21 protein-coding genes are annotated in these 24,224 nt (G+C 71.1%); 9 read left to right on the top strand and 12 right to left on the bottom strand.

Translation table 11 applies throughout. From position 1 onward, the window contains the following. Positions 1 to 78 precede the first annotated feature (78 nt). Positions 79 to 432, bottom strand: coding sequence for an STAS domain-containing protein (locus ACIBLA_RS07375; RefSeq protein WP_003967428.1), 354 nt, complete (start codon positions 430 to 432; stop codon positions 79 to 81). Positions 433 to 512: 80 nt separating this feature from the next. Between ACIBLA_RS07375 and ACIBLA_RS07370 the strand changes: the two genes are divergently transcribed. Then, a complete protein-coding gene (locus ACIBLA_RS07370; protein ID WP_399198040.1) occupies positions 513 to 3,050 on the top strand; it encodes a DEAD/DEAH box helicase in 2,538 nt (845 codons plus the stop codon). A gap of 31 nt (positions 3,051 to 3,081) precedes the next feature. On the opposite strand, the gene ACIBLA_RS07365 is transcribed toward ACIBLA_RS07370, so the two are convergent. From ACIBLA_RS07365 to ssd, 7 genes are read right to left on the bottom strand one after another with little or no spacing between them, the layout of a single operon-like run. After that, positions 3,082 to 3,525, bottom strand: a complete 444-nt coding sequence (locus tag ACIBLA_RS07365; protein WP_363241836.1) for an Rv3654c family TadE-like protein — start codon at positions 3,523 to 3,525, stop codon at positions 3,082 to 3,084. Beyond that, positions 3,522 to 3,908: a TadE family type IV pilus minor pilin gene (locus tag ACIBLA_RS07360; RefSeq protein ID WP_363241835.1), complete on the bottom strand. Its 387-nt coding sequence runs from the start codon at positions 3,906 to 3,908 to the stop codon at positions 3,522 to 3,524. Before ACIBLA_RS07360 ends, ACIBLA_RS07365 begins: the two co-directional genes overlap by 4 nt. Next, a complete protein-coding gene (locus ACIBLA_RS07355; protein ID WP_363241834.1) occupies positions 3,895 to 4,173 on the bottom strand; it encodes a DUF4244 domain-containing protein in 279 nt (92 codons plus the stop codon). Before ACIBLA_RS07355 ends, ACIBLA_RS07360 begins: the two co-directional genes overlap by 14 nt. Positions 4,174 to 4,209: 36 nt before the next feature. Continuing rightward, positions 4,210 to 5,016 carry a type II secretion system F family protein gene (locus tag ACIBLA_RS07350; RefSeq protein ID WP_363241833.1) on the bottom strand — a complete coding sequence of 269 codons (807 nt, stop codon included), beginning with the start codon at positions 5,014 to 5,016 and terminating at the stop codon, positions 4,210 to 4,212. Further along, complete coding sequence (locus ACIBLA_RS07345; protein WP_399198038.1) at positions 5,013 to 5,864, bottom strand: type II secretion system F family protein; 852 nt, start codon at positions 5,862 to 5,864, stop codon at positions 5,013 to 5,015. The genes ACIBLA_RS07350 and ACIBLA_RS07345 overlap by 4 nt, the downstream gene beginning before the upstream one ends. A gap of 11 nt (positions 5,865 to 5,875) precedes the next feature. After that, complete coding sequence (locus tag ACIBLA_RS07340; protein ID WP_399198036.1) at positions 5,876 to 7,057, bottom strand: TadA family conjugal transfer-associated ATPase; 1,182 nt, start codon at positions 7,055 to 7,057, stop codon at positions 5,876 to 5,878. Then, positions 7,054 to 8,169, bottom strand: a complete 1,116-nt coding sequence (gene ssd / locus ACIBLA_RS07335; protein WP_399198035.1) for a septum site-determining protein Ssd — start codon at positions 8,167 to 8,169, stop codon at positions 7,054 to 7,056. The genes ACIBLA_RS07340 and ssd overlap by 4 nt, the downstream gene beginning before the upstream one ends. Before the next feature lie 570 nt (positions 8,170 to 8,739). On the opposite strand from ssd, the gene ACIBLA_RS07330 reads away from it, so the two are divergent. After that, the gene (locus ACIBLA_RS07330) at positions 8,740 to 9,576 is read left to right on the top strand and encodes an HAD-IB family hydrolase (RefSeq protein WP_363244407.1); all 837 of its coding nucleotides are present in this window, start codon (positions 8,740 to 8,742) and stop codon (positions 9,574 to 9,576) included. 392 nt (positions 9,577 to 9,968) lie between these two features. On the opposite strand, the gene ACIBLA_RS07325 is transcribed toward ACIBLA_RS07330, so the two are convergent. Beyond that, complete coding sequence (locus ACIBLA_RS07325) at positions 9,969 to 10,871, bottom strand: oxidoreductase (RefSeq protein ID WP_399198034.1); 903 nt, start codon at positions 10,869 to 10,871, stop codon at positions 9,969 to 9,971. A 102-nt stretch (positions 10,872 to 10,973) separates the two neighbouring features. Between ACIBLA_RS07325 and ACIBLA_RS07320 the strand changes: the two genes are divergently transcribed. Beyond that, on the top strand, positions 10,974 to 11,960 hold the full coding sequence (locus ACIBLA_RS07320) for an ATP-binding protein (RefSeq protein ID WP_363244405.1): 987 nt from the start codon (positions 10,974 to 10,976) through the stop codon (positions 11,958 to 11,960). Between the two features lie 56 nt (positions 11,961 to 12,016). Here the strand turns inward: ACIBLA_RS07320 and ACIBLA_RS07315 are convergent, their stop codons facing one another. Beyond that, the gene (locus tag ACIBLA_RS07315) at positions 12,017 to 13,405 is read right to left on the bottom strand and encodes a hypothetical protein (RefSeq protein WP_363244404.1); all 1,389 of its coding nucleotides are present in this window, start codon (positions 13,403 to 13,405) and stop codon (positions 12,017 to 12,019) included. Positions 13,406 to 13,714: 309 nt separating this feature from the next. Between ACIBLA_RS07315 and ACIBLA_RS07310 the strand changes: the two genes are divergently transcribed. The 6 genes from ACIBLA_RS07310 to ACIBLA_RS07285 all read left to right on the top strand — a co-directional run bounded on the left by ACIBLA_RS07310 (position 13,715) and on the right by ACIBLA_RS07285 (position 21,966). Continuing rightward, a complete protein-coding gene (locus ACIBLA_RS07310; RefSeq protein ID WP_399198033.1) occupies positions 13,715 to 16,255 on the top strand; it encodes a SulP family inorganic anion transporter in 2,541 nt (846 codons plus the stop codon). A gap of 200 nt (positions 16,256 to 16,455) precedes the next feature. Further along, on the top strand, positions 16,456 to 18,411 hold the full coding sequence (gene acs, locus ACIBLA_RS07305) for an acetate--CoA ligase (protein ID WP_399198032.1): 1,956 nt from the start codon (positions 16,456 to 16,458) through the stop codon (positions 18,409 to 18,411). Between the two features lie 188 nt (positions 18,412 to 18,599). Continuing rightward, positions 18,600 to 19,985: a Na+/H+ antiporter NhaA gene (nhaA, locus tag ACIBLA_RS07300; protein WP_363244401.1), complete on the top strand. Its 1,386-nt coding sequence runs from the start codon at positions 18,600 to 18,602 to the stop codon at positions 19,983 to 19,985. Between the two features lie 102 nt (positions 19,986 to 20,087). Further along, complete coding sequence (locus ACIBLA_RS07295; RefSeq protein WP_363244400.1) at positions 20,088 to 20,600, top strand: phage holin family protein; 513 nt, start codon at positions 20,088 to 20,090, stop codon at positions 20,598 to 20,600. Next, a complete protein-coding gene (locus ACIBLA_RS07290) occupies positions 20,597 to 21,652 on the top strand; it encodes an alpha/beta fold hydrolase (RefSeq protein WP_399198031.1) in 1,056 nt (351 codons plus the stop codon). The genes ACIBLA_RS07295 and ACIBLA_RS07290 overlap by 4 nt, the downstream gene beginning before the upstream one ends. A 134-nt stretch (positions 21,653 to 21,786) precedes the next feature. Then, positions 21,787 to 21,966, top strand: coding sequence for a hypothetical protein (locus tag ACIBLA_RS07285; RefSeq protein ID WP_363244398.1), 180 nt, complete (start codon positions 21,787 to 21,789; stop codon positions 21,964 to 21,966). Positions 21,967 to 22,122: 156 nt separating this feature from the next. Here the strand turns inward: ACIBLA_RS07285 and ACIBLA_RS07280 are convergent, their stop codons facing one another. Continuing rightward, positions 22,123 to 23,322: a MarP family serine protease gene (locus ACIBLA_RS07280; RefSeq protein WP_363244397.1), complete on the bottom strand. Its 1,200-nt coding sequence runs from the start codon at positions 23,320 to 23,322 to the stop codon at positions 22,123 to 22,125. A gap of 125 nt (positions 23,323 to 23,447) precedes the next feature. Then, positions 23,448 to 24,200 carry a CoA pyrophosphatase gene (locus ACIBLA_RS07275; RefSeq protein WP_363244396.1) on the bottom strand — a complete coding sequence of 251 codons (753 nt, stop codon included), beginning with the start codon at positions 24,198 to 24,200 and terminating at the stop codon, positions 23,448 to 23,450. Between the last annotated feature and the right edge of the window lie 24 nt (positions 24,201 to 24,224).

Raw genomic sequence — 24,224 nt, 5'->3', positions numbered from 1 at the left:
TGCGAATCTGGGGCGCGGGTGCCCCGGGCATGACGCCCGGTGCCCCCTGCCCTTCCTTCCGAAAGCCTCCGACCGGCCTCAGTCGGTGGCGGCGACGGCCTCATCGACCGTGGTGTGAATGGGGAACACCTTGGTCAGGCCGGTGATCCGGAAGATCTTGAGAATGCGCTCCTGGTTGCAGACCAGACGCAGCGAGCCCTCGTGGGCACGCACACGCTTGAGTCCACCCACGAGCACGCCGAGACCGGTCGAGTCGAGGAAGTCCACGCCCTCCATGTCGACGACCAGGTGGTAACTGCCGTCGTTCACCAACTCGACCAACTGCTCGCGCAGCTTGGGCGCGGTATACACATCAATCTCGCCACCGACCTCGACGACCGTACGGTCGCCACCGGGGCCGGACACATTGCGAGTCGACAGGGACAGGTCCACGGATCCTCCAGCACCTTGCAATCGAGCGGTCGCCCCTCGGGTCTCTCCCGACGGAGCCAGGGGGCGTATCGCCAGCCGCGATGGCATTCAATCACTTACCGGCAGCCATGCACGACGCCTTCGGACCATTGTCCGCCACGCCAGTGACACACTCGGTGCCGATGGCCACGAATCACGGTCCTGGCAGGCCGCCCGAGAGCGGGGACTCCCGCCCTTCCCCCGGCACGGTCCTGGACCGGCTCGCCGCAGGGGCGGGCCGGGCTGCGCGCATCACCCATACGGAGCACTTGCCCCCACGTGCGGGCAGGCATGCGGTCTGGCCCGACCGCATCCGGCCAGAAGTGATCAACGCCATTCAACTCGCCGGCGTCGACCATCCGTGGGCCCATCAGGCCGCCGCGGCCGAGCACGCCCTGGACGGCGAATCCGTCGTGATCGCCACCGGCACCGCGTCCGGCAAGTCGCTCGCCTACCTGGCGCCGGTCCTCACCGCGCTCCTGGACGGCTCCGAAGCGCCCAACGGCCGCGGCACGACCGCCCTGTACCTCTCCCCGACGAAGGCGCTCGCCGCCGACCAGCGCCGTGCCGTGAAGGCGCTCGCCGCACCGCTCGGCAACGGCGTGCGCCCCGCCGTCTACGACGGGGACACCCCCGTCGAGGAGCGCGAATGGGTACGCCAGTACGCCAACTACGTACTCACCAACCCCGACATGCTGCACCGCGGCATACTCCCGGCCCACCCCAGGTGGTCCTCCTTCCTGCGCTCCCTGCGCTACGTCGTCATCGACGAGTGCCACACCTACCGCGGCGTCTTCGGCTCCCATGTCGCCCAGGTCCTGCGCCGACTGCGCCGCGTCTGCGCCCGGTACGGCTCCGATCCCGTCTTCCTCCTCGCCTCGGCCACCGCCGCCGAGCCCGCGCGGGCCGCCGGGCGGCTCACCGGCCTGCCCGTCCATGAGGTGGCCGACGACGCCTCACCGCGCGGCGAGGTCGTCTTCGCCCTGTGGGAACCCCCTCTCACCGAACTCCACGGCGAGAAGGGCGCACCGGTCCGCCGCACCGCCACGGCCGAGACGGCCGACATCCTCACCGACCTGACCGTCCAGGGCGTGCGTTCGGTCGCCTTCGTCCGGTCCCGGCGAGGCGCCGAACTGGTCTCCGTCATCGCGCAGGAACGCCTCGCCGAGGTCGACCGCTCCCTGGTGAGACGCGTCGCCGCCTACCGGGGCGGCTACCTCCCCGAGGAGCGGCGCGCCCTGGAGCGGGCGCTGCACTCCGGCGAGCTTCTCGGCCTCGCCGCCACCACCGCCCTGGAGTTGGGCATCGACGTCTCCGGCCTGGACTCGGTCGTCATCGCCGGTTATCCGGGCACCCGCGCCTCGCTGTGGCAGCAGGCGGGTCGCGCCGGACGCGCCGGGCAGGGCGCGCTGGCCATCCTGGTCGCCAGGGACGATCCGCTGGACACCTTCCTCGTCCACCATCCCGAGGCGCTGTTCCAGCAGCCCGTCGAGTCGACCGTGCTCGACCCGGACAACCCGTACGTACTCGCCCCCCATCTGTGCGCCGCCGCCGCCGAACTGCCGCTCACCGAAGCCGATCTGGAACTCTTCGGCCCCGCGGTGCCCGAGCTGCTGCCGCAACTCGTCGAGGCCGGCCTGCTGCGGCGGCGTACCACCGGCTGGTACTGGACCCGCCGTGAGCGGGCCGCCGATCTCGCGGACATCAGGGGCGAGGGCGGCCGGCCGGTCCAGATCGTCGAGGCGGGCACCGGCAGACTGCTGGGCACCGTGGACGAGGCCGCCTCCCACACCGCCGTGCACGACGGCGCGGTCCATCTGCACCAGGGCCGGACCTATCTCGTGCAGCGGCTGGACCTGTCGGACTCGGTCGCGCTCGTCGAGGAGGCCGGTCCGCCGTACTCCACGACCGCGCGCGACACCACCGTCATCTCCGTCCTGGAAACCGACACCGAGATCCCGTGGGGCGCCGGACGCCTCTGCTACGGCTCCGTCGAAGTCACCAACCAGGTCGTCTCCTTCCTCCGCCGCCGTCTCATCACCGGCGAGGTCCTGGGCGAGACCAAACTCGATCTGCCGCCCCGCACGCTGCGCACCCGCGCCGTCTGGTGGACCGTCACCGAGGACCAACTCGACGCGGCCCGGATCAATCCGGAGCAGCTGGGCGGCGCCCTGCACGCCGCCGAACACGCGTCCATCGGGATGCTCCCGCTGTTCGCGACCTGCGACCGCCGGGACATCGGCGGCGTGTCCGTACCGCTCCACCCGGACACGCTGCTGCCGACGGTCTTCGTGTACGACGGCCACCCCGGCGGGGCGGGCTTCGCCGAACGCGCCTTCCACACAGCGCGTGAATGGCTCACCGCGACCCGCGAGGCCATCGCCTCGTGCGAGTGTGAGGCGGGCTGCCCGTCCTGCATCCAGTCCCCGAAATGCGGCAACGGCAACGAACCCCTGCACAAACGCGCGGCCGTGCGGCTCCTGGGCGAACTCCTGAAGTCGGCGCCGCCGTCGGCGGGGACGCCGGAACCGACGGACTTGCCGGGGCCGCGCCCGTCCCCGACCGCCGAGCGGGCCGAAGTGAGCCTGTCCGGCGACTGACTCCCCGCCGGGCCAAAGACCCGCGCCGCGGTCACGGGCCGGGAGATCCGGCCGGCGGAGGCCGGGAAGCCGGCCGTACGGACGCCCGGTCCGGCGCGGGTGGAGAGGCGGGCGGGGACGCGAGCGGGGGCGGGGGCGAGGGCAGTGCGTCCGGTGGGCCCGCGCGGGACCTGACCGTCGGGGTGTACGGGCCGAAGTGCGCCCGCGCGGTCACGTCGGCGATCTCACCGGCCACCGCGCACCGCACCACCTCCGCGTCCTGCGCTCCGGCCACCTCGACGGCCCGCGCGCAGGCGGCCTCCGCTCCCCGCAGCGCCTGCCCGGCCGCCGCCAGTGCCGCCAGGTCCGCCGCCGAACCCGCGCGGTGCCTGGCCACAACCGCCTGGCCCATGGCGAGGATCACCGCGAACACGGCGCACAGCGCGGTCACCGCCACGGCCGCCCACACCGTCGCCGACCCTCGATCCCGGCTCATGGTCCCGCTCCGACCGTCGCCGTGTCCTCGGCCGGTGCCACCGCTTCCGCGGCGAGCGTCAGGGCGATACCGCGCGGCCCCGGAGTCGGGGCCTCCACCCGCACCCGCCACAGGTCGCCCGACCGCCCCATCGTGACCTCGGCGCTTTCCGGGGCGGCCGAGCGGGCGGCCTCCATCGCCGCCGCGGGTGGCTCGGACCGGGCAGCGGCCCGAGCCCCGGCCCTGGCGGCGTCCACGCACTGGATCTGCGCGGCGGCCGCCATCAGTGCCCACAGCAGTGCCGCGACGAACACCACCAGCGTCGGCACCGCCACGGCGGCCTCCGCCGTCACCGACCCCCGATCGCCGGCTCCTCCGGCCGGCCCCGACTCAGAATTTCGCATCGAGGGCGTTCCCGATGACCGATTCCAGGGCGCTGGAGACAGGCCCACTCGTGACCACCTTGTAGAGCACGGCAGCGAAGCCGCAGGCGGCGAGAGTCCCCACCGCGTATTCGGCACTCGCCATTCCGGAGTCCGCCCGCGGGCCGGTGCGCAACCGGAGCCCGCCACGGACCCGGACCCTGCTCCGGCGCAGCCGGCTCACCCTGCTCGCCGCCTCCACCACACGCCATGCCCGTCGTCCCGACGGTCCCACCCGCATCTTCATGTCAACCTCCCGTTGGATCAGCACAGTTGAAGCAGTTCAGTTGCCCCGCAGCAGCCCGGTCGCCAGGCCGATCACCACCGGGGCCACCCCCACCGCCAGAAAGGCGGGCAGGAAGCACAGCCCCACCGGGGCGGTGATCAGCACCTGGGCCCGACCCGCGCGTGCGGCGGCCCGCCGGGCCCGGTCCGCCCGGAGACCGTCGGCCAGCCGGGAGACCGGCTCGGCCGCCGGCGCCCCCGTGGAACCGGCCCGCTCCAGACAGCGGGCCAGCTCCGCGGCGCCCGGTATCTCGCCGAACCGCCCCCACGTCTCGACCGGTTCTCCCCCCAGCCGCAGCGCCGCCGCCGTACTCACCAGCCGCTCGCCGACGGGCCCGCCCAGCGACTCCCCCACCGCCTCCGCCGCCTCGCGCGGACCCGCCCCGGCCGAGACGCAGGCGGCCAACAGATCGGCGGCGAGGGGCAACTGCCGTGCGGCCTCGCCCATGGCCGCGTCCGTGCCCGCGTCGGCGTCCGGCTTGCGCGTACGCAGCCACCGACCGACGCCGTACGCCCCGGCGAAGCCCACCAGCAATCCGGCCACCCCGCCGACCAGGGCCCAGCCGAGACACCCGGCCCCCAGCGGCGCACCCCAGCGGCGGATCCTCCCTCCGAACTCCGGCCGCCCGCGCCGCGACACGGGCGCCGCCTCCTCCACGGCCAGGAGCGCCACCAGCCGTCCGCGCGCGGCCCGTTCGCGGCGCCACCCGGCCCATGCCAGGACGACGGACACCACGGCCGCCAGCAGTGAGGCGGTCACCCACAGGGTGTGGACGAAGGTCCCCTGCGCGAGCAACCCGTTCATGACGCGTCACCGCCCCGGACGATCCGCCCGGCCCACCAGAAGCCCATCGCCTCCAGCAGCCCGCCCACCACCAGACAGCCCAGACCGGCGGGTGTGTGCAGCAGCACGTTCAGCGGGTCGGCGCCCATGGCCCAGCCCATCGCCAGCCCCGCCACGGGCAGGAGTGCCAGCACCACGACCGTGGACCACGCACCGGCCAACTGGGCCCGCATGGCTTCCCGTTGATCCTGCTGCGCCCGTAGCGCGGCACGCAGCCGGTCGACGCCCGCGGCCAGCCCCGCTCCGCCGTCCACGGCGACCCGCCAGCAGGCCGCGACCCCGACGAGACCTTCCGCGCCCGGTTGCCGGGCCGCCTTGCGCAGGGCTTCGGGGACGTCCCCTCCGAAGCGGGCCGCCGCGACCACCAGGGCGAGTTCCTGAACGCTCAGGTCCCGCAAGAGGGCCCGGACGGCCGTCGTGAGCGCCTCGGCCGGTTGTGCCCCGGCCCGCAACTCCCCGACGAGCACGTCGCAGAGACCCCGCACAGCCTCGGCCCGCCGCTCCGCCACGCGCCTGCGCTCACTCGCCCGCAGCCGCCGCCTCACAAGTGGCACCGCCACCGCACCGGCGCCCAGGGGCAGTACCGACCCGCCCCACACGGCGAGCACCGCGGCGACGGGCAGACAGAACCACTCCTTCCCCAGCCCGGTCAGCCGCGCCCGTACCGCCATCACCGCGGGCCCTGCCGTGCGGCTGCCGCAGCCGCCGCCGAACAGCAGTTCCGCCCGCCGCAACACCCGCCCCCGGTCGACCAGCAGCCACGCCGCCAGCCCCGCGCACACCGCCGCGCAGAAGACGGACACGGACACCGGCACCGGCGTCACAGCGCACCCCCGATCAGCGCCCGCAGCCTCGGCCAGCCCCGCTCGTACGCGAACCCCTCCGCGCCCCAGCGAAGCGCGGGCACCGGCACCACCAGCCCCGCCGCGTCCCGCTCCAGCACATGCACCTCGGCGATACGGCGCCTCCCGGCCCGGTCCCGTACGAGATGGATCACCACCGACAGCGCTGCCGCCAACTGGCTGTGGAGAGCGGCCCGGTCGAGCCCGGCGGCCGTCCCGAGGGCTTCCAGCCGGGCGGGAACGTCGGCGGCGGTGTTCGCGTGAACCGTCCCGCAGCCGCCCTCGTGGCCCGTGTTCAAGGCGGCGAGAAGCTGAGTGACCTCCGCCCCGCGCACCTCCCCGACCACCAGCCGGTCGGGCCGCATCCGCAACGCCTGCCGCACCAGGTCTTCCAGGGTCACCTCGCCCGCGCCCTCCTGGTTCGCGGGCCGTGCCTCCAGACGGACCACATGCGGGTGGTCGGGCCTCAACTCCGCCGAGTCCTCGGCCAGGACGATCCGCTCGCGTTCCCCCACCAGGCCAAGCAGGGCCGAGAGGAGAGTCGTCTTCCCCGTGCCGGTCCCGCCACTGATCAGGAACGACACACGGGCCTCGATCAGCGCCCGCAGCAGTCGCTCGCCGCCCGGCGGCACGGTCCCTGCCGCGGTCAGCTCCGCCAAGGAGAACGCGCGGGGACGGACGACCCGCAGCGACAGATGCGCCGATCCGACGGCCACCGGGGGCAGCACCGCGTGCATCCGTGTCCCGTCGGGCAGCCGGGCGTCCACCCACGGGCGGGCGTCGTCCAACCGCCTGCCCGCCACGGCGGCGAGCCGCTGCGCCAGCCTCCGTACGGCGGAGGCGTCGGCGAACGACACCTGCGTCAACTCCAGCCCGCCGCCCCGGTCCACCCAGACCCGATCGGGCGCCGAGACCAGCACGTCGGTCACGGAGGGATCGGCCAGCAGCGGCTCCAGCGGCCCAGTCCCGACCAGCTCGCACCGCAACTCCTCGGCGGCGCCGAGTACTTCCGTGTCCCCCAGGAGCCTCCCCTGGGCCCGCAGAGCCGCCGCCACGCGCGCGGGGGTCGGCTCGGCCCCGCTCTCCGCCAGACGCTGCCGTACGGCCTCCAGGAGCGCTCCACCGACCTGCCCGCCCCTGGCCCGCGTCACGGCGCTCACGCGGTCACGCTCCCGTCCCCGGCGCCCGCGAGCGCCCGCTCCCAGAACGCGGCACAGAACCGCGCCAGCGGACCCCGCGCGCCCGCCCCCGGCGGCATTCCGGCCTCCTGAGCCGTCAACAGGCCCGGCTCCACGGGAAGTTCACCCACGAGCGGCAGCCGCAACGCGCCGGCCACCCAGCTGTCGTCCAGCCCGGTCGCGTAAGGCCCACGGACCACCGCCCGCAGGTCCGGCAGCACCATGCCCACCATGGACGCCACCCGGCCGGCCGCAGCGACGGCCCGCAGCTCCCCCGGCACCACCAACAGCCCCACGTCCAACTGCGCCAGCGCCTCCGCCGCGCCCTCGTCGATCCGGCGCGGAAGATCCACGACCACGACACCGCCCCGTCTGCGGGCCGCCGCGAGGACGGACCGCATGGCCGCCGGCGGGACCAGCACGGAGTCACCGCGGTCCCAGCTGAGTAGCCGCAGGTCGTGCAGCCGGGGAAGCGACTCCTCCAGCGCACCACCCGCCACCCGCCCCTTGGAGGCGGCGAAATCCGGCCACCGGCGACCCTCCGCGCGCTCACCGCCGAGCAGCACGTCGAGCCCGCCCCCGAGCGGGTCGCCGTCGATGAGCATGGTGCGCAGCCCCTGGCGGGCGGCCGTGACCGCCAGGGCGCAGGCCAGTGTCGAGGCCCCGGCACCGCCCCGGCCACCGATCACCCCGACCGTGAGCGCCGGCCGCCCCACGCCTTCGGCGACGTCGGCGATCCGGTCGACGAGCCAACTCTCGGCGTCGGGCAGGCGCAACACGGAGTCGGCGCCGATCTCGACCGCCCGCCGCCATACGTCCGGGTCGTCCTGATCCCGGCCGACGAGCAGCACCCCTCGGCGCCGGGTGGCGAACCGGCACCGGACTGCGGCGTCGTCACCCACCAACACCAGTGGCGCGGACTCCCATCCGCCCCGTCGCGCGGGCACCGAATGGTGCACCTCCGGCTCCGCGCCCGCGGCGGCGCACAGCCGCAGCAGATCGTCGAGCAGGTCGACGTCCTCGGTCACGATCAGCGGTCCGGCCCGGCGCCCTTCGGCAACCGGCGAACGGTCGGACGTCCTGAATCCAGCCATTTACTCCACCCCCTATTCCCGCGATCCCGGATCGAGTCCGCAGCCGCGCCGAAGGCGCTCGCCCACACCAAGCGAGGACACCCGAAGGGCATCCGCTCAGTGGGCTCTCAGCGATCTCGCCGTGATCCGGCATCTGTGATTCCGGCTACCGCGAACTTTCGCGGTCGGAAATCACGGTGCACCGCGCGGAAAAAACGTGTGGATCTTGCTCAAAAGCTGTGGACAACTCACCGGTTGTGAATATCTCCGTAGCTCATACCGGTGACTTCCGAGAGCAGCCTGGCAACTACGCACAGTGACGGGTAGAGTGCGAATCGCATCCGCCCACGCGAAGCACACACGAGAGGAGGGGTGCGAGGATGCCACGGACCCAAGCACCGGAAACGCGCCCGGACATGCGACGACCCCCGCCGGGGGGGAGAGCGGGGGTCGTCCCCCAGACCGACTCGGGGGGGGGAGGAGCCGGACCAGGTGAGCACGGTCGCGAACGATCCGTGACTTCCATGGTGTACCCGAGAGCCTTCTCAGGCAAACCCACGCGCCGTACCTTACGCCGAATGGTGGGCGCCTATGCTCGACTTCGTGGAAAACCACTCCTTGCCTCGCACAGCGGCCTTCTTTGACCTGGACAAGACGGTCATTGCGAAGTCGTCGACGTTGACCTTCAGCAAGTCCTTCTATCAAGGCGGACTGATCAACCGCCGAGCCGTACTGCGCACCGCATACACGCAGTTCGTCTTTCTCGCAGGCGGCGCCGATCACGACCAGATGGAGCGCATGCGCGAGTACCTCTCCGCGCTCTGCAAGGGCTGGAACGTCCAGCAGGTCAAGGAGATCGTCGCGGAGACCCTGCACGATCTCATCGACCCGATCATCTACGACGAGGCCGCCTCCCTCATCGAGGACCACCACACCGCCGGACGCGATGTGGTGATCGTCTCCACCTCCGGCGCGGAGGTCGTCGAGCCGATCGGCGAACTCCTCGGCGCCGACCGGGTCGTGGCGACCCGCATGGTCGTCGGAGCCGACGGCTGCTTCACCGGTGAGATCGAGTACTACGCATACGGGCCGACCAAAGCCGCGGCGGTCAAAGCGCTCGCCGCGTCCGAGGGGTACGACCTGGATCGCTGTTACGCGTACAGCGACTCCGCCACCGACCTGCCGATGCTCCAGTCGGTCGGCCACCCGTACGCGGTCAATCCCGACCGGGCACTGCGCCGTGAGGCGGTGGCCCGTGATTGGCCGATTCTCGTCTTCAACCGGCCGGTCCGGCTCAAGCAGCGGCTGCCCGCCTTCTCCATGCCGCCACGGCCGGCGCTCGTCGCGGCGGCAGCGGTGGGCGCGGCGGCGGCCACGGCGGGACTGGTCTGGTACGCGAGCCGGCGGCGTCAGGCGGCTTCCGCATGAGCGAACGCCGGCGATACCGACCACGACCAGGCGGTTCGCCCGTATTTGAACCTAAAAGTAAAGTCCCGGAGCGAGGGCTTTCACTTCTCTCCGGACAGGAGTAGAAAGGAATCAACGGCCCGCGAGACCAAGGACATCCGAGAGGACGGCCTGTAACGCACGAAGGCCCCACGGACCGAGCATGAAAACCGAGTACCCACGCGACGTCGACCCGTCGATTACGGGCCAGCCGCACCAGGGACGGGCGAAGTACCCGACCTGATGGGCAAACTACGAGGACGCTTGGTAACTCGGTGGACGTGCCAGCGGCGGTACCTTCTCGGTGCCGCCGCATTTCCGTTCCCGCGAGGTTCCAGTTCCCGTTCGCGCGGGATTCCGTTCCTGCGGGCGCCTCAGGCCGCGCCGCGCTGGAGGGCCTCGCACACGGCGGTCGACTCCCTGACACCGAGTTCGACCGCGCGCCCGCAGTGCGTGATCCACGCCGCCATCCCGTCCGGCGTCCCTGACACATAGCCGTCGAACGCCGCCACGTACGCGGCGCGTCCCAACTCCGCGTGGCCCACCTCGGACGGACAGATGGACTTGGGGTCGAGCCCGCTGCCGATCAGCACGATCCGCTCGGCGGCACGCGCCACCAGACCGTTGTACGAGCCGAAGGGGCGCAGCGCCAGCAGCTCTCCGTGCACCACCGAGGCAGTGACGAGCGCGGGCGCCGAACTCCCCGCGATGACCAGCTCGGAGAGCCCGTCCAGCCGCCCGGCCACCTCGTCGGCGGCGGGCAGAGGAGCTTCGATCAGCGGCTTGGGACTGTCGGGCCCCGGCGTCTCGACGACCGGTTCCCCGGCCAGCCTCGGCCGCCCGACCGTCTCCCCCGCGACCTCGGCAGCCACACCCGAGCCCGCACCCGCGCCGCCCGCCGCCACCAGATGCAGCCGGGCCAGCACTCGTACCGGTGACTGCCGCCAGATGGAAAGGAGTTGACCCGCCTCGGCCGTCACCCGCAGCGCCGCCCCGACCGTCAGGGCGTCGGCCGCAGTGCCGAAGTCGCTGCGCCTGCGCACCTCTTCCAGCGCCCAGTCCGCCCCGGAGAGCGCCGCCGACCCGCGCGCGGCGCGCAGCGCGGCCTCCGAGGTGACCTCGTTGCTACGCCGTCTCATCACCCGGTGCCCGTAGACCAGGTCGACCGCCTTGCGCACCGAATCCACCGCTTCGGGGACACCCGGCAGGGAGCCCAGAGTCGCGAGAGGGTCGCGCCCTCGCGGAGCGGACGAAGCGTTCGGAGCTGTCGTACTCATAGGTAGCAAGGCTACGCGCCCATAGCGCACGCCCCACCTTGGAGTGGTCTTCTTCACCTGACGTGACAGCGCACAGCGACATGAGCACTACGCTAGGTGAACATGAAGATCGCTTTCGTGGGTAAGGGCGGCAGCGGCAAGACGACGCTGGCCTCGCTCTTCATCCGCCATCTGACCGCCAACGAGGCCCCCGTCATCGCGGTGGACGCCGACATCAACCAGCATCTGGGGGCCGCGCTCGGCCTCGACGAGGAGCAGACCGCCGCGCTGCCGGCCATGGGCGCGCATCTGCCGCTCATCAAGGAGTATCTGCGCGGCACCAACCAGCGCATCACGTCCGCCGATTCGATGATCAAGACGACGCCTCCGGGCGAGGGCTCCCAGCTCCTGAGGGTCCGCGAGTCCAACCCGGTGTACGACGCCTGCGCCCGCACCGTCCGGCTGGACGACGGCGCCGTCCAGCTGATGGCCACGGGGCCGTTCACCGAGTCCGACCTGGGTGTGGCCTGCTACCACTCCAAGGTCGGCGCGGTCGAACTCTGCCTGAACCACCTCGTCGACGGCCCGGACGAATACGTCGTCGTCGACATGACGGCAGGCTCGGACTCGTTCGCGTCCGGGATGTTCACCCGGTTCGACATGACGTTCCTGGTGGTCGAGCCGACACGCAAGGGGGTGTCGGTCTACCGCCAGTACAAGGAGTACGCACGGGACTTCGGCGTCGCGCTGAACGTCGTGGGCAACAAGGTCCAGGCCCAGGACGACGTGGACTTCCTCCAGGACGAGGTGGGCGACGACCTGCTCGTGACCGTCGGACACTCCAACTGGGTGCGGTCCATGGAGAAGGGGCGGCCGGCCGCCTTCGAACTGCTGGAGGCGGAGAACCGCGTGGCGCTCCAGGTGCTGGAGGACGCGGCGGAGGACTCGTACGCGGACCGCGACTGGGAGCGCTACACGCGGCAGATGGTGCACTTCCACCTCAGGAACGCGGAGAGCTGGGGCAATGCGAAGACGGGCGCCGACCTGGCCGCGCAGGTCGACCCGGCGTTCGTGCTCCGCGAGGACGTGGCGGTTCCGCAGCCGAGCTGAGCGGCGCGCGGATACGGGCGGTGCGACGATGCGCCGCCCGTATCCGCGCGCTCAAGTCACCCGGCGTCCGCGCCCTGTTCGGAGTCCGAGCCTGAGCCGGAGTCCGTACCCGCGTCGGGACCGGCGGCCGGGCCCGAGCCGGATCCCGCGTCCGGGCCGTCGGTCGGCGCGGGGGTCGCCTCCGGACCCGCCGGGGCAGCCGGTGAGGCCGGCGCCTTGGGAGCCGTCAGATACGACTGCCAGCCGGTCGTGGGCTTCTGACCCACACCCAGCCCCCGCAGCCTTTCGAGCGTCTCCGGGTCCTGCGCGTCCAGCCAGTCAGCGAGCTCCTTGAACGTCACGCACCGCACGCCGTCCTTCACGCAGACGGTCTTGATCGTCTCCTCGACGGCGCGCATGTACGTGCCGCCGTTCCACGACTCGAAGTGGTTGCCGATGATCAGCGGCGCGCGGTTGCCCTCGTAGGCGCGGTTGAAGGCCTTGAGTAGGCCGTCCCGCATCTGGTCGCCCCAATACTTGTGCTGGGACGGGTCGCCGTTGACGGTCTTCGACTGGTTGAACATGAAGTTGTAGTCCATCGAGAGCGTCTCGAACTGCCGGCCGGGCACCGGGACGAGCTGAAGCGGGATGTCCCACATGCCCTCGGTCTTCTTCGGCCAGACCTGGTTGCCGACCCCGCTGGAGTCGTAGCGGAAGCCCATCGTCCGCGCCGCCCGCATCATGTTCTTCTGCCCTTCCAGGCAGGGGGTGCGGGCGCCGACCAGTTCCTTCTCGTAGTCGAAGGGCAGCGGGGCCTCGGCCGTCAGGCCGCTGTTGCTCTTCCAGTTCTTGACGAACGCCTTGGCCTGGCTGATCTCGCTCTTCCACTCCTCGACGGACCAGTTGCCGACCCCGCCGTCGGCGCCGCAGAAGTGGCCGTTGAAGTGGGTGCCGATCTCGCTGCCGTCCTGCCAGGCGGCGCGCAGCTCGCGCAGGGTGTTCCTGATCCCCTCGACGTCGTTGAAGCCGATGTCCGAGCGGCCCGCGGCGTGCTGCGGCGGGCTGTACTGCTTGGCCTTGTCCTTCGGCAGCAGATAGACACCGCTGAGGAAGTACGTCATCTTCGCGTTGTACTTCTTGCCCACGTCGCGGAAGTGGGAGAAGAGCTTCTGGCTGTCCTCTCCGGCGCCGTCCCAGGAGAACACCACGAACTGGGGCGGCTTCTCGCCGGGCTTCAGGCGTTCCGGCTTGAGGACGCCGGGCTGAGCGCCGGTGTACGCCGTCGAGCCGTCGCCGATGAGCCGTACCGCGCTCTTGGGCGGCCCCTTCTTCGCCGCGTCGGGACCCCCCTCGGCCTTGGTCTTGTCCTTCGGTTCCGGTGAACCGGACCCAGAACATCCGGCGAGCCCCACGGCCAGAGCCGTCAGGGCCGCGCCGCAGGCGATCCTCTTTCTGGCGGCCAGCATCCGCCCACCTCTTCCCTCAGGTTCTGTGCGTTGAAGCGCCGAAACGCCGGGCACGGCGCCGAGCGCCGACAACGTCGCACTGGGACCCGAGGGGATCCGGTATGACAAGCCGTACAAAATGACTAATCACCGTTGCGGGTGAATCTTTGCACCATTTGCCCGGAAAGTTATGCCTGAATCTTTACTCTCCATTACGATCCATTTACTGAGCGTTGATGATCCCGCTGCTGCACGCCGTGACCCACGGCCGCGTCACCTGTCCCGCGACCGCTGTTCCGCGACCGCGCTGCCCCGGAGGAGACGGGAACCATGCCCGCGTACGTCCCCACCCACGAAGACCAGCCCCACCGCCGACAGAACCCACAGGACCCCCGGAACTCACAGGGTCCGCATGACCCACAGAGCCCGCACCGTCCGCACAGTCCGCCGCCCGGCCGGTGGCGGGGACCGCGGATCGCCGGGGCGGACTTCTCCGCGTCCATCTCGGTCTTCCTGATCGCGCTGCCGCTCTCCCTCGGCATCGCGCTCGCCACCGGCGCGCCCCTCCAGGCCGGTCTCGTGGCCGCGGCCGTCGGCGGCCTGGTGGTCGGCCGCTTCGGCGGCGCACCTCTCCAGGTCAGCGGTCCGGCGGCCGGTCTGACGGTCGTCACGGCCGACCTGATCCAGCAGTACGGCTGGCGCACCACCTGTGCCATCACGGTGCTCGCCGGTCTCGCCCAACTCGGCCTCGCCGCCCTGCGCGTCGCCCGCTCGGCGCTCGCCGTGAGCCCGGCGATCGTGCACGGCATGCTGGCCGGCATCGGTGTCACGATCGCGCTCGCCCAACTGCACATCGTCCTCGGCGGCACCCCGCAGAGCTCCGCCGTCGCCAACGTCCAGGGTCTGCCGGCCCAGTTGGCCGATCTGCACCCGGCCGCGGTCTCCGTGAGCGCGCTGACCGTGGTCGTTCTGCTCGCCTGGCCGCGCATCCCCGGACGTGCGGGCCGGATCGTACGGAAGGTGCCCGCCGCCCTCGCGGCGGTGGCGGCCGCCACCGCCGTGGCCGCCTTCGCGGGTCTGCGTCTCGACCGCGTCGACCTGCCCTCCTGGAGCAGCCATGTGCTGCCCGAGCTGCCGCACGGGCCGGTGCTCGGACTGATCGCCGCCGTCCTCACCATCACCCTGGTCGGCAGCGTCGAGTCACTGCTGTCGGCGGTGGCCGTCGACAAGCTGGTGGCCGCCCACAAGGACCCGGACGTCCAGATTCCGCGCGCCCGGCTCGACCGGGAGCTGTCCGGACAGGGGGCGGCGAACGTCGTCTCCGGCGCCCTCGGCGGACTGCCGATCACCGGCGTCGCTGTCCGGAGCGCGGCCAACGTGGCCGCGGGCGGCGTCAGTCGGCACTCGACGATGCTGCACGGGCTGTGGGTCGCCGTCGCCGCGCTCTTCCTGGTGTCCCTGCTCGACCTGATCCCGCTGGCCGCGCTCGCCGCGCTGGTGATGGTCATCGGCGTCCAGATGGTCAACATCACGCACATGCGCAGCGTGCGGCGCAATCGCGAACTGCTCGTCTATGTGGGGACGCTGGTCGGCGTGGTGTTCACCGGCGTACTGGAGGGGGTGACGATCGGGATCGCCCTGGCGGTCGCCGTCGCGCTGCACCGGCTCACCCGGACTCGGATCACCCTGGACGAGCGGGAGGGCGTCCATCGGCTGCACGCGCGCGGCCAGTTGACGTTCCTGGCGGTTCCACGGCTGAGCCGGCTGCTGCACCAGGTGCCGCAAGGGAGCGCCTGTGTCGTCGAATTGGACGGATCGTTCATGGACCACGCGGCGTACGAGGCGCTGCACGACTGGCAGGTCGCGCATCAGGCCCAGGGCGGCACGGTCGAGTTCACGGGCAGTTCCGGGGACCGTATCGCCGAGCCCACCGAGCCGGTGACAGAGTCGAGCACCTGCTGCCGGCCGTGGACACCATGGCGCAATCACCACTGCGGCAATCCGGTGGAGCAGCCCCCGACGGAAGGGCGGAAGACGGATCAGGTGCGGGTGTCGAGCCGGGTCCAGGGCGACCAACTCGCGAGTGGGCTCAGCTCGTTCCAGCGCAATACGGCTCCGCTCGTACGGGGCGAGTTGGCGCGCCTCGCGCGCGAGGGCCAGCAACCGTCCCAGCTCTTCCTCACCTGCGCCGACTCGCGTCTCGTGACGAGCATGATCACCGCGAGCGGCCCCGGCGATCTGTTCACCGTCCGCAATGTCGGCAATCTGGTCCCCCTTCCAGGAGAGGAGGGCGCGGAGGGGCAGGACGACTCGGTGGCGGCGGCGATCGAGTACGCGGTCGATGTCCTGCGGGTCGGATCCATCACGGTCTGCGGGCACTCCGGATGCGGTGCGATGCAGGCCCTCCTCAAGCCACCCGCCGACACGCCCGCGCATTCCGCACAGGGATCCCCCGAGCCGCCCTCCCCCCTCACCCGCTGGCTGCGGCACGGCCTGCCCAGCCTGGAGCGGATGAGGAACCGCGACCACGCGTGGGCGAGGATCTCCGGGCGGCTGCCCGCCGATGCGGTCGAGCAGCTCTGTCTGACCAATGTCGTCCAGCAGTTGGAGCATCTGCGCGCCCATGCGGCGGTGGCCCGCGCCCTGGCCGAGGGAAGGCTCGAACTGCACGGCATGTACTTCCATGTCGGCGAGGCGCAGGCGTATCTGCTCGCGTCCGACGGGCAGTCGTCGGACGGACAGTCGTCCGACGGACGGCCCGGCCAAGGACCCGCCGGACGCCCCGAAGGGCGTTCCGCAGGATGCTCCGCCGACACCGACAAGGTGTTCAACCGGGTGGCCCCGACGGCATTCGAGGAGTCGCGCGCCTGAACCGGCGCCCCGTGTCATCCGTGAGAATGTGTGGCCCCGTTCCCCACCACAGCCGGGGAACGGGGCCACTTACTCGTACGCCCACCGTAAGTCCGGCCGCATAGGTCTAAACCAATTTCCTGAAGACCCTTGTCACCCGGGCATCTGCCTGATGAGCTAGGCCCGGGGACACATAGGACGCCCTGGGAAAGGGAGATGTCGTGAGCAACGAAAGCCTGGCCAACCTGCTCAAGGAAGAGCGGAGGTTCGAGCCACCGGCCGAGCTGGCCGCGAACGCCAACGTGACAGCCGAGGCGTACGAGCAGGCCGCGGCGGACAGGCTTGGCTTCTGGGCCGAGCAGGCCCGGCGGCTCACCTGGGCCACCGAACCGACCGAGACCCTCGACTGGTCGAACCCGCCGTTCGCGAAGTGGTTCGCGGACGGCGAGCTGAACGTCGCGTACAACTGCGTGGACCGCCACGTCGAGGCGGGCAACGGCGACCGGGTCGCCATCCACTTCGAGGGCGAGCCGGGCGACAGCCGCTCCCTCACCTACGCCGACCTGAAGGACGAGGTCTCCCGAGCCGCGAACGCGCTCACCGAACTCGGGGTGGGCAAGGGCGACCGCGTCGCCATCTACATGCCGATGATCCCCGAGACGGCCGTGGCGATGCTGGCCTGCGCCCGCGTCGGCGCCGCGCACTCCGTGGTCTTCGGCGGCTTCTCGGCCGACGCCGTGGCCTCCCGTATCCAGGACGCCGACGCCAAGCTCGTCATCACCGCGGACGGCGGCTACCGGCGTGGCAAGCCGAGCGCGCTCAAGCCCGCGATCGACGACGCCGTCTCCCGGTGCCCGCAGGTCGAGCATGTCCTGGTGGTACGCCGCACCGGCCAGGACACCGCCTTCAGCGAGGGCCGGGACGTGTGGTGGCACGACGTCGTCGACCGCCAGTCCGCCGAGCACACGCCGGAGCCGTTCGGCGCCGAGCACCCGCTGTTCATCCTGTACACGTCCGGTACGACGGGTAAGCCCAAGGGCATCCTGCACACCTCGGGCGGCTACCTCACCCAGGTGGCGTACACGCACCACGCGGTCTTCGACCTCAAGCCGGAGACGGACGTCTACTGGTGCACGGCGGACGTCGGCTGGGTGACCGGCCACTCGTACATCGTGTATGGGCCGCTGGCCAACGGCGCGACGCAGGTCATGTACGAGGGCACGCCCGACACCCCGCACCAGGGGCGCTTCTGGGAGATCGTCCAGAAGTACGGCGTGACGATCCTCTACACGGCGCCGACCGCGATCCGCACGTTCATGAAGTGGGGGGACGACATCCCCGCCAAGTTCGATCTGACGTCGCTGCGTGTCCTGGGCTCGGTCGGTGAGCCGATCAACCCCGAGGCCTGGATCTGGTATCGGCAGAACATCGGCGCCGGCAAGACCCCGGTCGTGGACACCTGGTGGCAGACCGAGACCGGCGGCATGATGATCTCCCCGCTGCCCGGCGTCACCGCGGCCAAGCCGGGCTCCGCGCAGCGCGCCCTGCCCGGTATCTCGGCGACCGTCGTGGACGACGACGCCAACGAGGTGCCGAACGGCGGCGGCGGATATCTCGTCCTCACCGAGCCGTGGCCGGCGATGCTCCGCACCATCTGGGGCGACGACCAGCGGTTCATCGACACCTACTGGTCGCGTTTCGAGGGCAAGTACTTCGCGGGCGACGGTGCCAAGAAGGACGACGACGGCGACATCTGGCTGCTGGGCCGGGTCGACGACGTGATGCTGGTGTCCGGCCACAACATCTCCACCACGGAGGTCGAGTCGGCGCTCGTCTCGCACCCGAAGGTCGCCGAGGCCGCCGTCGTCGGCGCCGCGGACGAGACGACGGGTCAGGCGATCGTCGCCTTCGTCATCCTGCGCGGTACGGCGTCGGTCGACGAGGGCCTGGTGGCCGAGTTGCGCAACCATGTCAGTACGGCGCTCGGGCCAATCGCCAAGCCCAAGCGGATCCTGCCGGTGGCCGAGCTGCCGAAGACCCGGTCGGGCAAGATCATGCGGCGGCTGCTGCGCGATGTCGCGGAGAACCGTCAGCTCGGTGACGTCACGACGCTCACCGACTCCTCCGTGATGGATCTGATCCAGACGCAGCTCCCGAGCGCGACCAGCGAGGACTGACCAGCGAGGGCCGAGCCCGTCGTACGTCCGTCCCGAACGAAGAGGAGCCCCCGCCGCACCGCGCCGGGGGCTCCTCTTTGTAAAGTGGGCGGCGCGTCAACAACGCAATAAGAATCCAAAGGTGCGCCGGGAAGTCTGGTCGGCAGGTCATCAGTCATGCCCGCCGAACCGACCGGAGGACGCTCCACATGGCCACCCCGCGCACCTTTCTCGGACGCCTGCCACTGCCCGAGCGGACATATCTCGCGAGCGCGCTGCGCACCGAGACCGTCGGTGGTGTCCTGCTCCTGGTAGCCGCGATCGCCGCGCTGATCTGGGCGAACACCCCGCTCAGCGAGAGCTACACGACCGTGAGCGACTTCCATCTGGGCCCGGCCTCCCTCGGCCTGGACCTCTCGATCCAGCACTGGGCCGCCGACGGACTGCTCGCCGTCTTCTTCTTCGTCGCCGGCATCGAACTGAAGCGCGAGCTGGTGGCCGGAGAGCTGCGCGACCCGAAGGCCGCCGCCCTCCCCGTGATCGCCGCGCTCTGCGGCATGGCCGTGCCCGCCCTCGTCTATGTGCTGGTCAACGTGGTGGGCGGCGGATCCCTGGGCGGCTGGGCGGTCCCCACGGCCACCGACATCGCCTTCGCGCTCGCCGTACTCGCCGTCCTCGGCACCTCGCTGCCGTCCGCGCTGCGCGCCTTCCTGCTCACCCTCGCCGTCGTGGACGACCTCTTCGCGATCCTGATCATCGCGATCTTCTTCACCAGCGACATCGACCTGCTGGCCCTGGCCGGCGCCTTCGCCGCGCTCGCCGTCTTCTGGCTCCTCCTCAGGAAGGGCGTGCACGGCTGGTACGTGTACGTCCCGCTGGCCCTCGTCATCTGGGGCCTGATGTACAACAGCGGGGTCCACGCCACCGTCGCCGGTGTCGCGATGGGCCTGATGCTCCGCTGCGTCAGGCACGAGGGCGAGGAGCAGTCCCCCGGCGAGCACATCGAACATCTCGTGCGCCCGCTGTCGGCCGGTCTCGCCGTGCCGCTGTTCGCGCTCTTCTCGGCGGGCGTCTCGGTCAGCGGCGGTGCGCTGGCCGACGTCTTCACCCGGCCGGAGACGCTGGGCGTGGTCCTGGGGCTCGTCGTGGGCAAGGCTCTCGGCATCTTCGGCGGCACCTGGCTGGCCGCGCGCTTCACCCGTGCGGAACTGAACGAGGATCTGACCTGGCCCGACATCCTGGCCCTGTCGACCCTCGCCGGGATCGGCTTCACCGTCTCGCTGCTCATCGGCGAACTCGCCTTCAGCGACGATCCCGGGCTGACGGACGAGGTGAAGGCGGCCGTCCTCACAGGTTCGCTGATCGCCGCCGTATTCGCCGCCGTACTGCTGCGGCTTCGGGTCCGTACGTACCGGGCGCTGTACGAGGCCGAGGAGCGTGACGAGGACATGAGCGGCATTCCCGACGTCTACGAGCAGGACGATCCGGAGTACCACCTGAGAATGGCGGCCATCTACGAGGGGAAGGCGGCCGAGCACCGCCGGTTGGCGGAACACGCCGCAGCGACGCGCGAGGACGGCGCCGGTCCGGCATGATCTGACATCCGACACTGATGTGACATCCGGCATGATCTGAAGGCGCCGAGCCGGAGGAAATCCCGGATCTGCGAGAGCTCAGCCGAAACGAGGGAGTCAACGATGAGCGACCCCGGCAGCCATGCCGCCGTCAGCACCGCCACTGCCGATGCCGTTCCGGACGCCGTGCCGGCCGTCCGGGTCAACGGTGACCGCAGTCTCGGCCAGCTGGTCTCATCGGCGACCGCGGAGGTGTCCGCGCTGGTGCACGACGAGATCGCACTGGCCAAGGCGGAGCTGCGGGAGGACGTCAAACGGGGCGTGACGGGCAGCGCCGCGATCGGCATCGCGGCGGTGTTCGCGCTCTTCTCGCTGCCGGTGCTGAGCTTCGCCGCCGCGTACGGGATCCACAACTGGGGCCTGGGGCTGGCGTGGTCGTTCCTGATCGTGGGAGGAGCGTTCCTGCTCCTGGCGGGACTGCTGGGGCTGATCGCCATGCGGAAGTTCAAGAAGGTCAAGCCGCCGGAGAAGACCATCGCGTCCGCCAAGCAGAGCGCCGCCGTCCTCCAGACCGTCAAACCGCATCCGCGCCCGGTCCATGAGGCGGACAAGACTGTGGCACGCTCGTCTGCATGACCGCCCCAGAAAACGGCCCTGGCACCACCTCAGGCAGCGTTCCCGGCGCGACCGTTTCCGGCGCTGTTCCTGGCGCTGTTCCTGGCGCTGTTCCTGGAGCGGCTGTACCCGGCGCGACGGTATCCGGAGCGACCGCGGCGACCGTCGCGGCCGATGTACGCCTCGACGGTCCCTGGACGCACCGGGACGTGGCGGCCAACGGGGCACGCTTCCACATCGCCGAGATGGGCGACGGGCCGCTGGTGCTGCTGCTGCACGGCTTCCCGCAGTTCTGGTGGACCTGGCGGCACCAGCTGCCCGCGCTCGCCGAGGCCGGGTACCGGGCCGTCGCGATGGACCTGCGGGGCGTGGGCGGCAGCGACCGTACGCCTCGGGGTTACGACCCCGCCAATCTGGCGCTCGACATCACCGGTGTGGTGCGCTCGCTCGGCGAGCCGGACGCCGCGCTCGTCGGGCACGACCTCGGCGGGTATCTCGCCTGGACCGCGGCCGTGATGCGGCCGAAGCTGGTGCGCCGCCTCGTCGTGTCGTCGATGCCGCACCCGCGCCGCTGGCGCTCCGCGATGCTGTCGGACTTCTCGCAGAGCAGGGCCGGCTCCTACATCTGGGGCTTCCAGCGGCCATGGCTGCCGGAGCGTCAGCTCGTCGCCGACGACGGGGCGTTGGTGGGCGAGCTGATCCGCGACTGGTCGGGGCCGCAGCCGCCCGACGACAAGACGCTCGACATCTACCGGCGGGCGATGACCATCCCCTCGACGGCGCACTGCTCGATCGAGCCGTACCGCTGGATGGTGCGGTCGATGGCGCGGCCGGACGGGATCCAGTTCAACCGGCGGATGAGGCGGCCGGTGCGGGTGCCGACCCTCCAGCTGCACGGGTCGCTCGATCCGGCGATGCGTACGCGCAGTACGGCCGGGTCCGCCGAGTACGTCGAAGCGCCGTACCGCTGGCGGCTGTTCGACGGGCTTGGCCATTTCCCACAGGAGGAGGACCCCGTCGCTTTCTCCACGGAACTCGTCAACTGGCTCAAGGATCCCGAGCCCGACCGCTGATCAGCGCCGCGTTCGTCGGATCGGACGCACCCCCAGGAACACTTGTACGACGAACAGCCAATTGCCTGACGCATAGGCCAATTGGCCGACGCATGGGCGATTACCGACCATGGGCCCCGGGCAAACGTCCGTGTATGGGCTGGACGCACGACTACGGTGACGCAGCACGCAACCGCCGCTCGGCCTCTGTGCCGATCACCCACGAGAGGGGCGGCCCGAAAGATCGGGGCCATGATCTCCGGCTCGGAATTCCACTGATTCTCCGCCGAAGGGCCCGTTGGGTCTCGGCACGGCTGCGGCATCCGCGCAGCTAGGCACGGCGGAACCGGATCACGATCAGTATCAGGTTCAGAACCACGATCACGGTCACGATCAGGATCAGCGGAAGCGAGACGGAGGACGGAGCCGGGCCGGACCAGGATCTTCTGGTCCGGCCCGTCCTCGTTCCTCCGGCGCCGGCGTTCAGGCCTTTAGAGCGCGCATCCCTGGCTGTCGACCTGCTGGTTGGCGGTGCGGCCCCGCTTGATGTCCTCGCGGATCTCGTCCGCCGTCAGGGCGTATCCCGTGTTCGGGTCGTCGAGCGACCTGGCGAAGATCACGCCGTACACCTTGCCGTCGGGGGTGAGCAGCGGGCCGCCGGAGTTGCCCTGGCGGACGGTCGCGAAGAGCGAGTAGACGTCGCGCCGGACCTCGCCGCGGCGGTAGATGTCCGGCCCGTTGGCGTCGATACGGCCCCGGACACGGGCCGAGCGGACGTCGTACGCACCGTTCTCCGGGAAGCCGGCGACGATCGCGCTGTCGCCGCTGCGCGCGTCCCGGTCGGTGAACTGGAGCACGGGCGCCCGCAGGTCGGGCACGTCCAGGACGGCGATGTCCCGCTCCCAGTCGTAGAGGACGACCTTCGCGTCGTACAGCCGCCCCTCGCCGCCTATCTGGACCGTGGGCTCGTCCACGCCGCCCACGACGTGGGCGTTGGTCATCACGCGGCGCTCGGCGAAGACGAAGCCGGTGCCTTCGAGGACTTTGCCGCAGCTCTGCGCCGTACCGACCACCTTGACGATGGAGCGCTGCGCGCGGGCGGCGACAGGGCTGCCGACGAGCGCCGGGTCCGGTGGGTCGACCGCGGTGATCGGCTCGTTCGCGAACGGGCTGAAGACCTGCGGGAACCCCTTCTCGGCGAGGACGGAGGAGAAGCCCGTGAACCAGGTCGCCGTCTGACCGGGCATCACCCGCGAGACGCCGAGCAGCACCTTCGAGTTACGGACCTCCTTGCCGAGCGTCGGCAGCGAGGTCCCGGCCAGGGCGGAGCCGATCAGCCAGGCGACCAGCAGCATGGCGACGACATTGACCAGCGCGCCGCCCGTGGCGTCCACGGCGCGCGCCGGTGACCAGGTGATGTAGCGGCGGAGCTTGTTGCCGAGGTGCGTGGTGAAGGCCTGTCCTACGGAGGCGCACACGATCACGACGACGACGGCGACGACCGTGGCCGTCGTCGTGACCTCGGCCTCCTCGGTGATCTGGTCCCAGAGCACCGGGAGCAGATAGACCGCGACGAGACCGCCGCCGAGGAATCCGATCACCGACAGGATGCCCACGACGAAGCCCTGGCGGTAGCCCACGATCGCGAACCACACGGCGGCGACCAGCAGCAGGATGTCCAGCACGTTCACTGTCAATAGCCTCGCTAGCCTCGCTGATTCATCGCCCGACGCCCCGGCGGGCGGGGGTCCGGGCCTGCGGCGGAATCACTGTCGACGCCGTACCACCGGGTCGGGACAGCGATTGGGCAAGCCTGTCATGTGCGCCCGTCGAGCGGGACCTTCTTCGTGCGGTCCCAGGGGCGCTCCCAGCCCGAGAAGTGCAGAATGCGGTCGATCACCCCAGCTGTGAAGCCCCAGACGAGCGCCGAGGAGACCGTGAACGCGGGACTGTTGATGCCGCTCGGGTGCGTGGCCATGACGCGGTTGGCCGGGTCCGTGAGATCCGCCACGGGCACGGCGAAGACCCGTGCCGTCTCGGCGGGATCGACGGCGCCGACCGGGGTGGGGGTGTGCCACCAGCCGAGCACCGGCGTCACCACGAACTCGCTCACCGGGATGTAGAGCCTGGGCAGCACGCCGAAGAGCTGGACGCCGGCGGGGTCGAGCCCGGTCTCCTCCTCGGCCTCCCGCAGCGCGGCGCGCAACGGTCCCGTGGTCGCCGGATCGCCGTCCTCGGCGTCGAGGGCGCCGCCGGGGAAGGAGGCCTGGCCGGCGTGCGAGCGCAGGGTGCTGGCCCGCTCCATCAGCAGCAGCTCGGGGCCGTGTTCGCCCTCGCCGAAGAGGATGAGAACGGCGGACTGCCGCCCGACGCCGTTCTTGGGCGGCAGGAAGCGGCTCAGCTGCTCCGGCGCCACCGTCCGCATGGCGTGCACCACCGGGGCCAGCCAGTCGGGCAGGCCTTCGGCGGTGACGGGGACGTCGGTCACAGCTTCGTCGTGGCTTCGTGCGGCACGCGGTGTGCGTGCGGTGCTTGCGGTCCGTGCGTCATGCGTGTCAGTCCGTGTCATCGGCACCCCCGCCGTACAACGCCC

The sequence above is a fragment of the Streptomyces sp. NPDC050433 genome (assembly GCF_044458565.1).
GTDB lineage: Bacteria > Actinomycetota > Actinomycetes > Streptomycetales > Streptomycetaceae > Streptomyces.
Note: the sequence above shows the minus strand (reverse complement) of the source record. Positions and strands in the feature narration are given on the sequence as shown.

What these genes read in the sequence shown, in the direction of transcription:
- ACIBLA_RS07370 (WP_399198040.1), top strand. Translation starts at nt 513, where the DNA reads ATGGCATTCAATCACTTACCGGCAGCCATGCACGACGCCTTCGGACCA.
- ACIBLA_RS07365 (WP_363241836.1), bottom strand. Translation starts at nt 3,525, where the DNA reads ATGAGCCGGGATCGAGGGTCGGCGACGGTGTGGGCGGCCGTGGCGGTG.
- ACIBLA_RS07360 (WP_363241835.1), bottom strand. Translation starts at nt 3,908, where the DNA reads ATGCGAAATTCTGAGTCGGGGCCGGCCGGAGGAGCCGGCGATCGGGGG.
- ACIBLA_RS07355 (WP_363241834.1), bottom strand. Translation starts at nt 4,173, where the DNA reads ATGAAGATGCGGGTGGGACCGTCGGGACGACGGGCATGGCGTGTGGTG.
- ACIBLA_RS07350 (WP_363241833.1), bottom strand. Translation starts at nt 5,016, where the DNA reads ATGAACGGGTTGCTCGCGCAGGGGACCTTCGTCCACACCCTGTGGGTG.
- ssd (WP_399198035.1), bottom strand. Translation starts at nt 8,169, where the DNA reads ATGGCTGGATTCAGGACGTCCGACCGTTCGCCGGTTGCCGAAGGGCGC.
- ACIBLA_RS07330 (WP_363244407.1), top strand. Translation starts at nt 8,740, where the DNA reads ATGCTCGACTTCGTGGAAAACCACTCCTTGCCTCGCACAGCGGCCTTC.
- ACIBLA_RS07325 (WP_399198034.1), bottom strand. Translation starts at nt 10,871, where the DNA reads ATGAGTACGACAGCTCCGAACGCTTCGTCCGCTCCGCGAGGGCGCGAC.
- ACIBLA_RS07320 (WP_363244405.1), top strand. Translation starts at nt 10,974, where the DNA reads ATGAAGATCGCTTTCGTGGGTAAGGGCGGCAGCGGCAAGACGACGCTG.
- ACIBLA_RS07315 (WP_363244404.1), bottom strand. Translation starts at nt 13,405, where the DNA reads ATGCTGGCCGCCAGAAAGAGGATCGCCTGCGGCGCGGCCCTGACGGCT.
- ACIBLA_RS07310 (WP_399198033.1), top strand. Translation starts at nt 13,715, where the DNA reads ATGCCCGCGTACGTCCCCACCCACGAAGACCAGCCCCACCGCCGACAG.
- nhaA (WP_363244401.1), top strand. Translation starts at nt 18,600, where the DNA reads ATGGCCACCCCGCGCACCTTTCTCGGACGCCTGCCACTGCCCGAGCGG.
- ACIBLA_RS07295 (WP_363244400.1), top strand. Translation starts at nt 20,088, where the DNA reads ATGAGCGACCCCGGCAGCCATGCCGCCGTCAGCACCGCCACTGCCGAT.
- ACIBLA_RS07290 (WP_399198031.1), top strand. Translation starts at nt 20,597, where the DNA reads ATGACCGCCCCAGAAAACGGCCCTGGCACCACCTCAGGCAGCGTTCCC.
- ACIBLA_RS07285 (WP_363244398.1), top strand. Translation starts at nt 21,787, where the DNA reads ATGGGCTGGACGCACGACTACGGTGACGCAGCACGCAACCGCCGCTCG.
- ACIBLA_RS07275 (WP_363244396.1), bottom strand. Translation starts at nt 24,200, where the DNA reads ATGACACGGACTGACACGCATGACGCACGGACCGCAAGCACCGCACGC.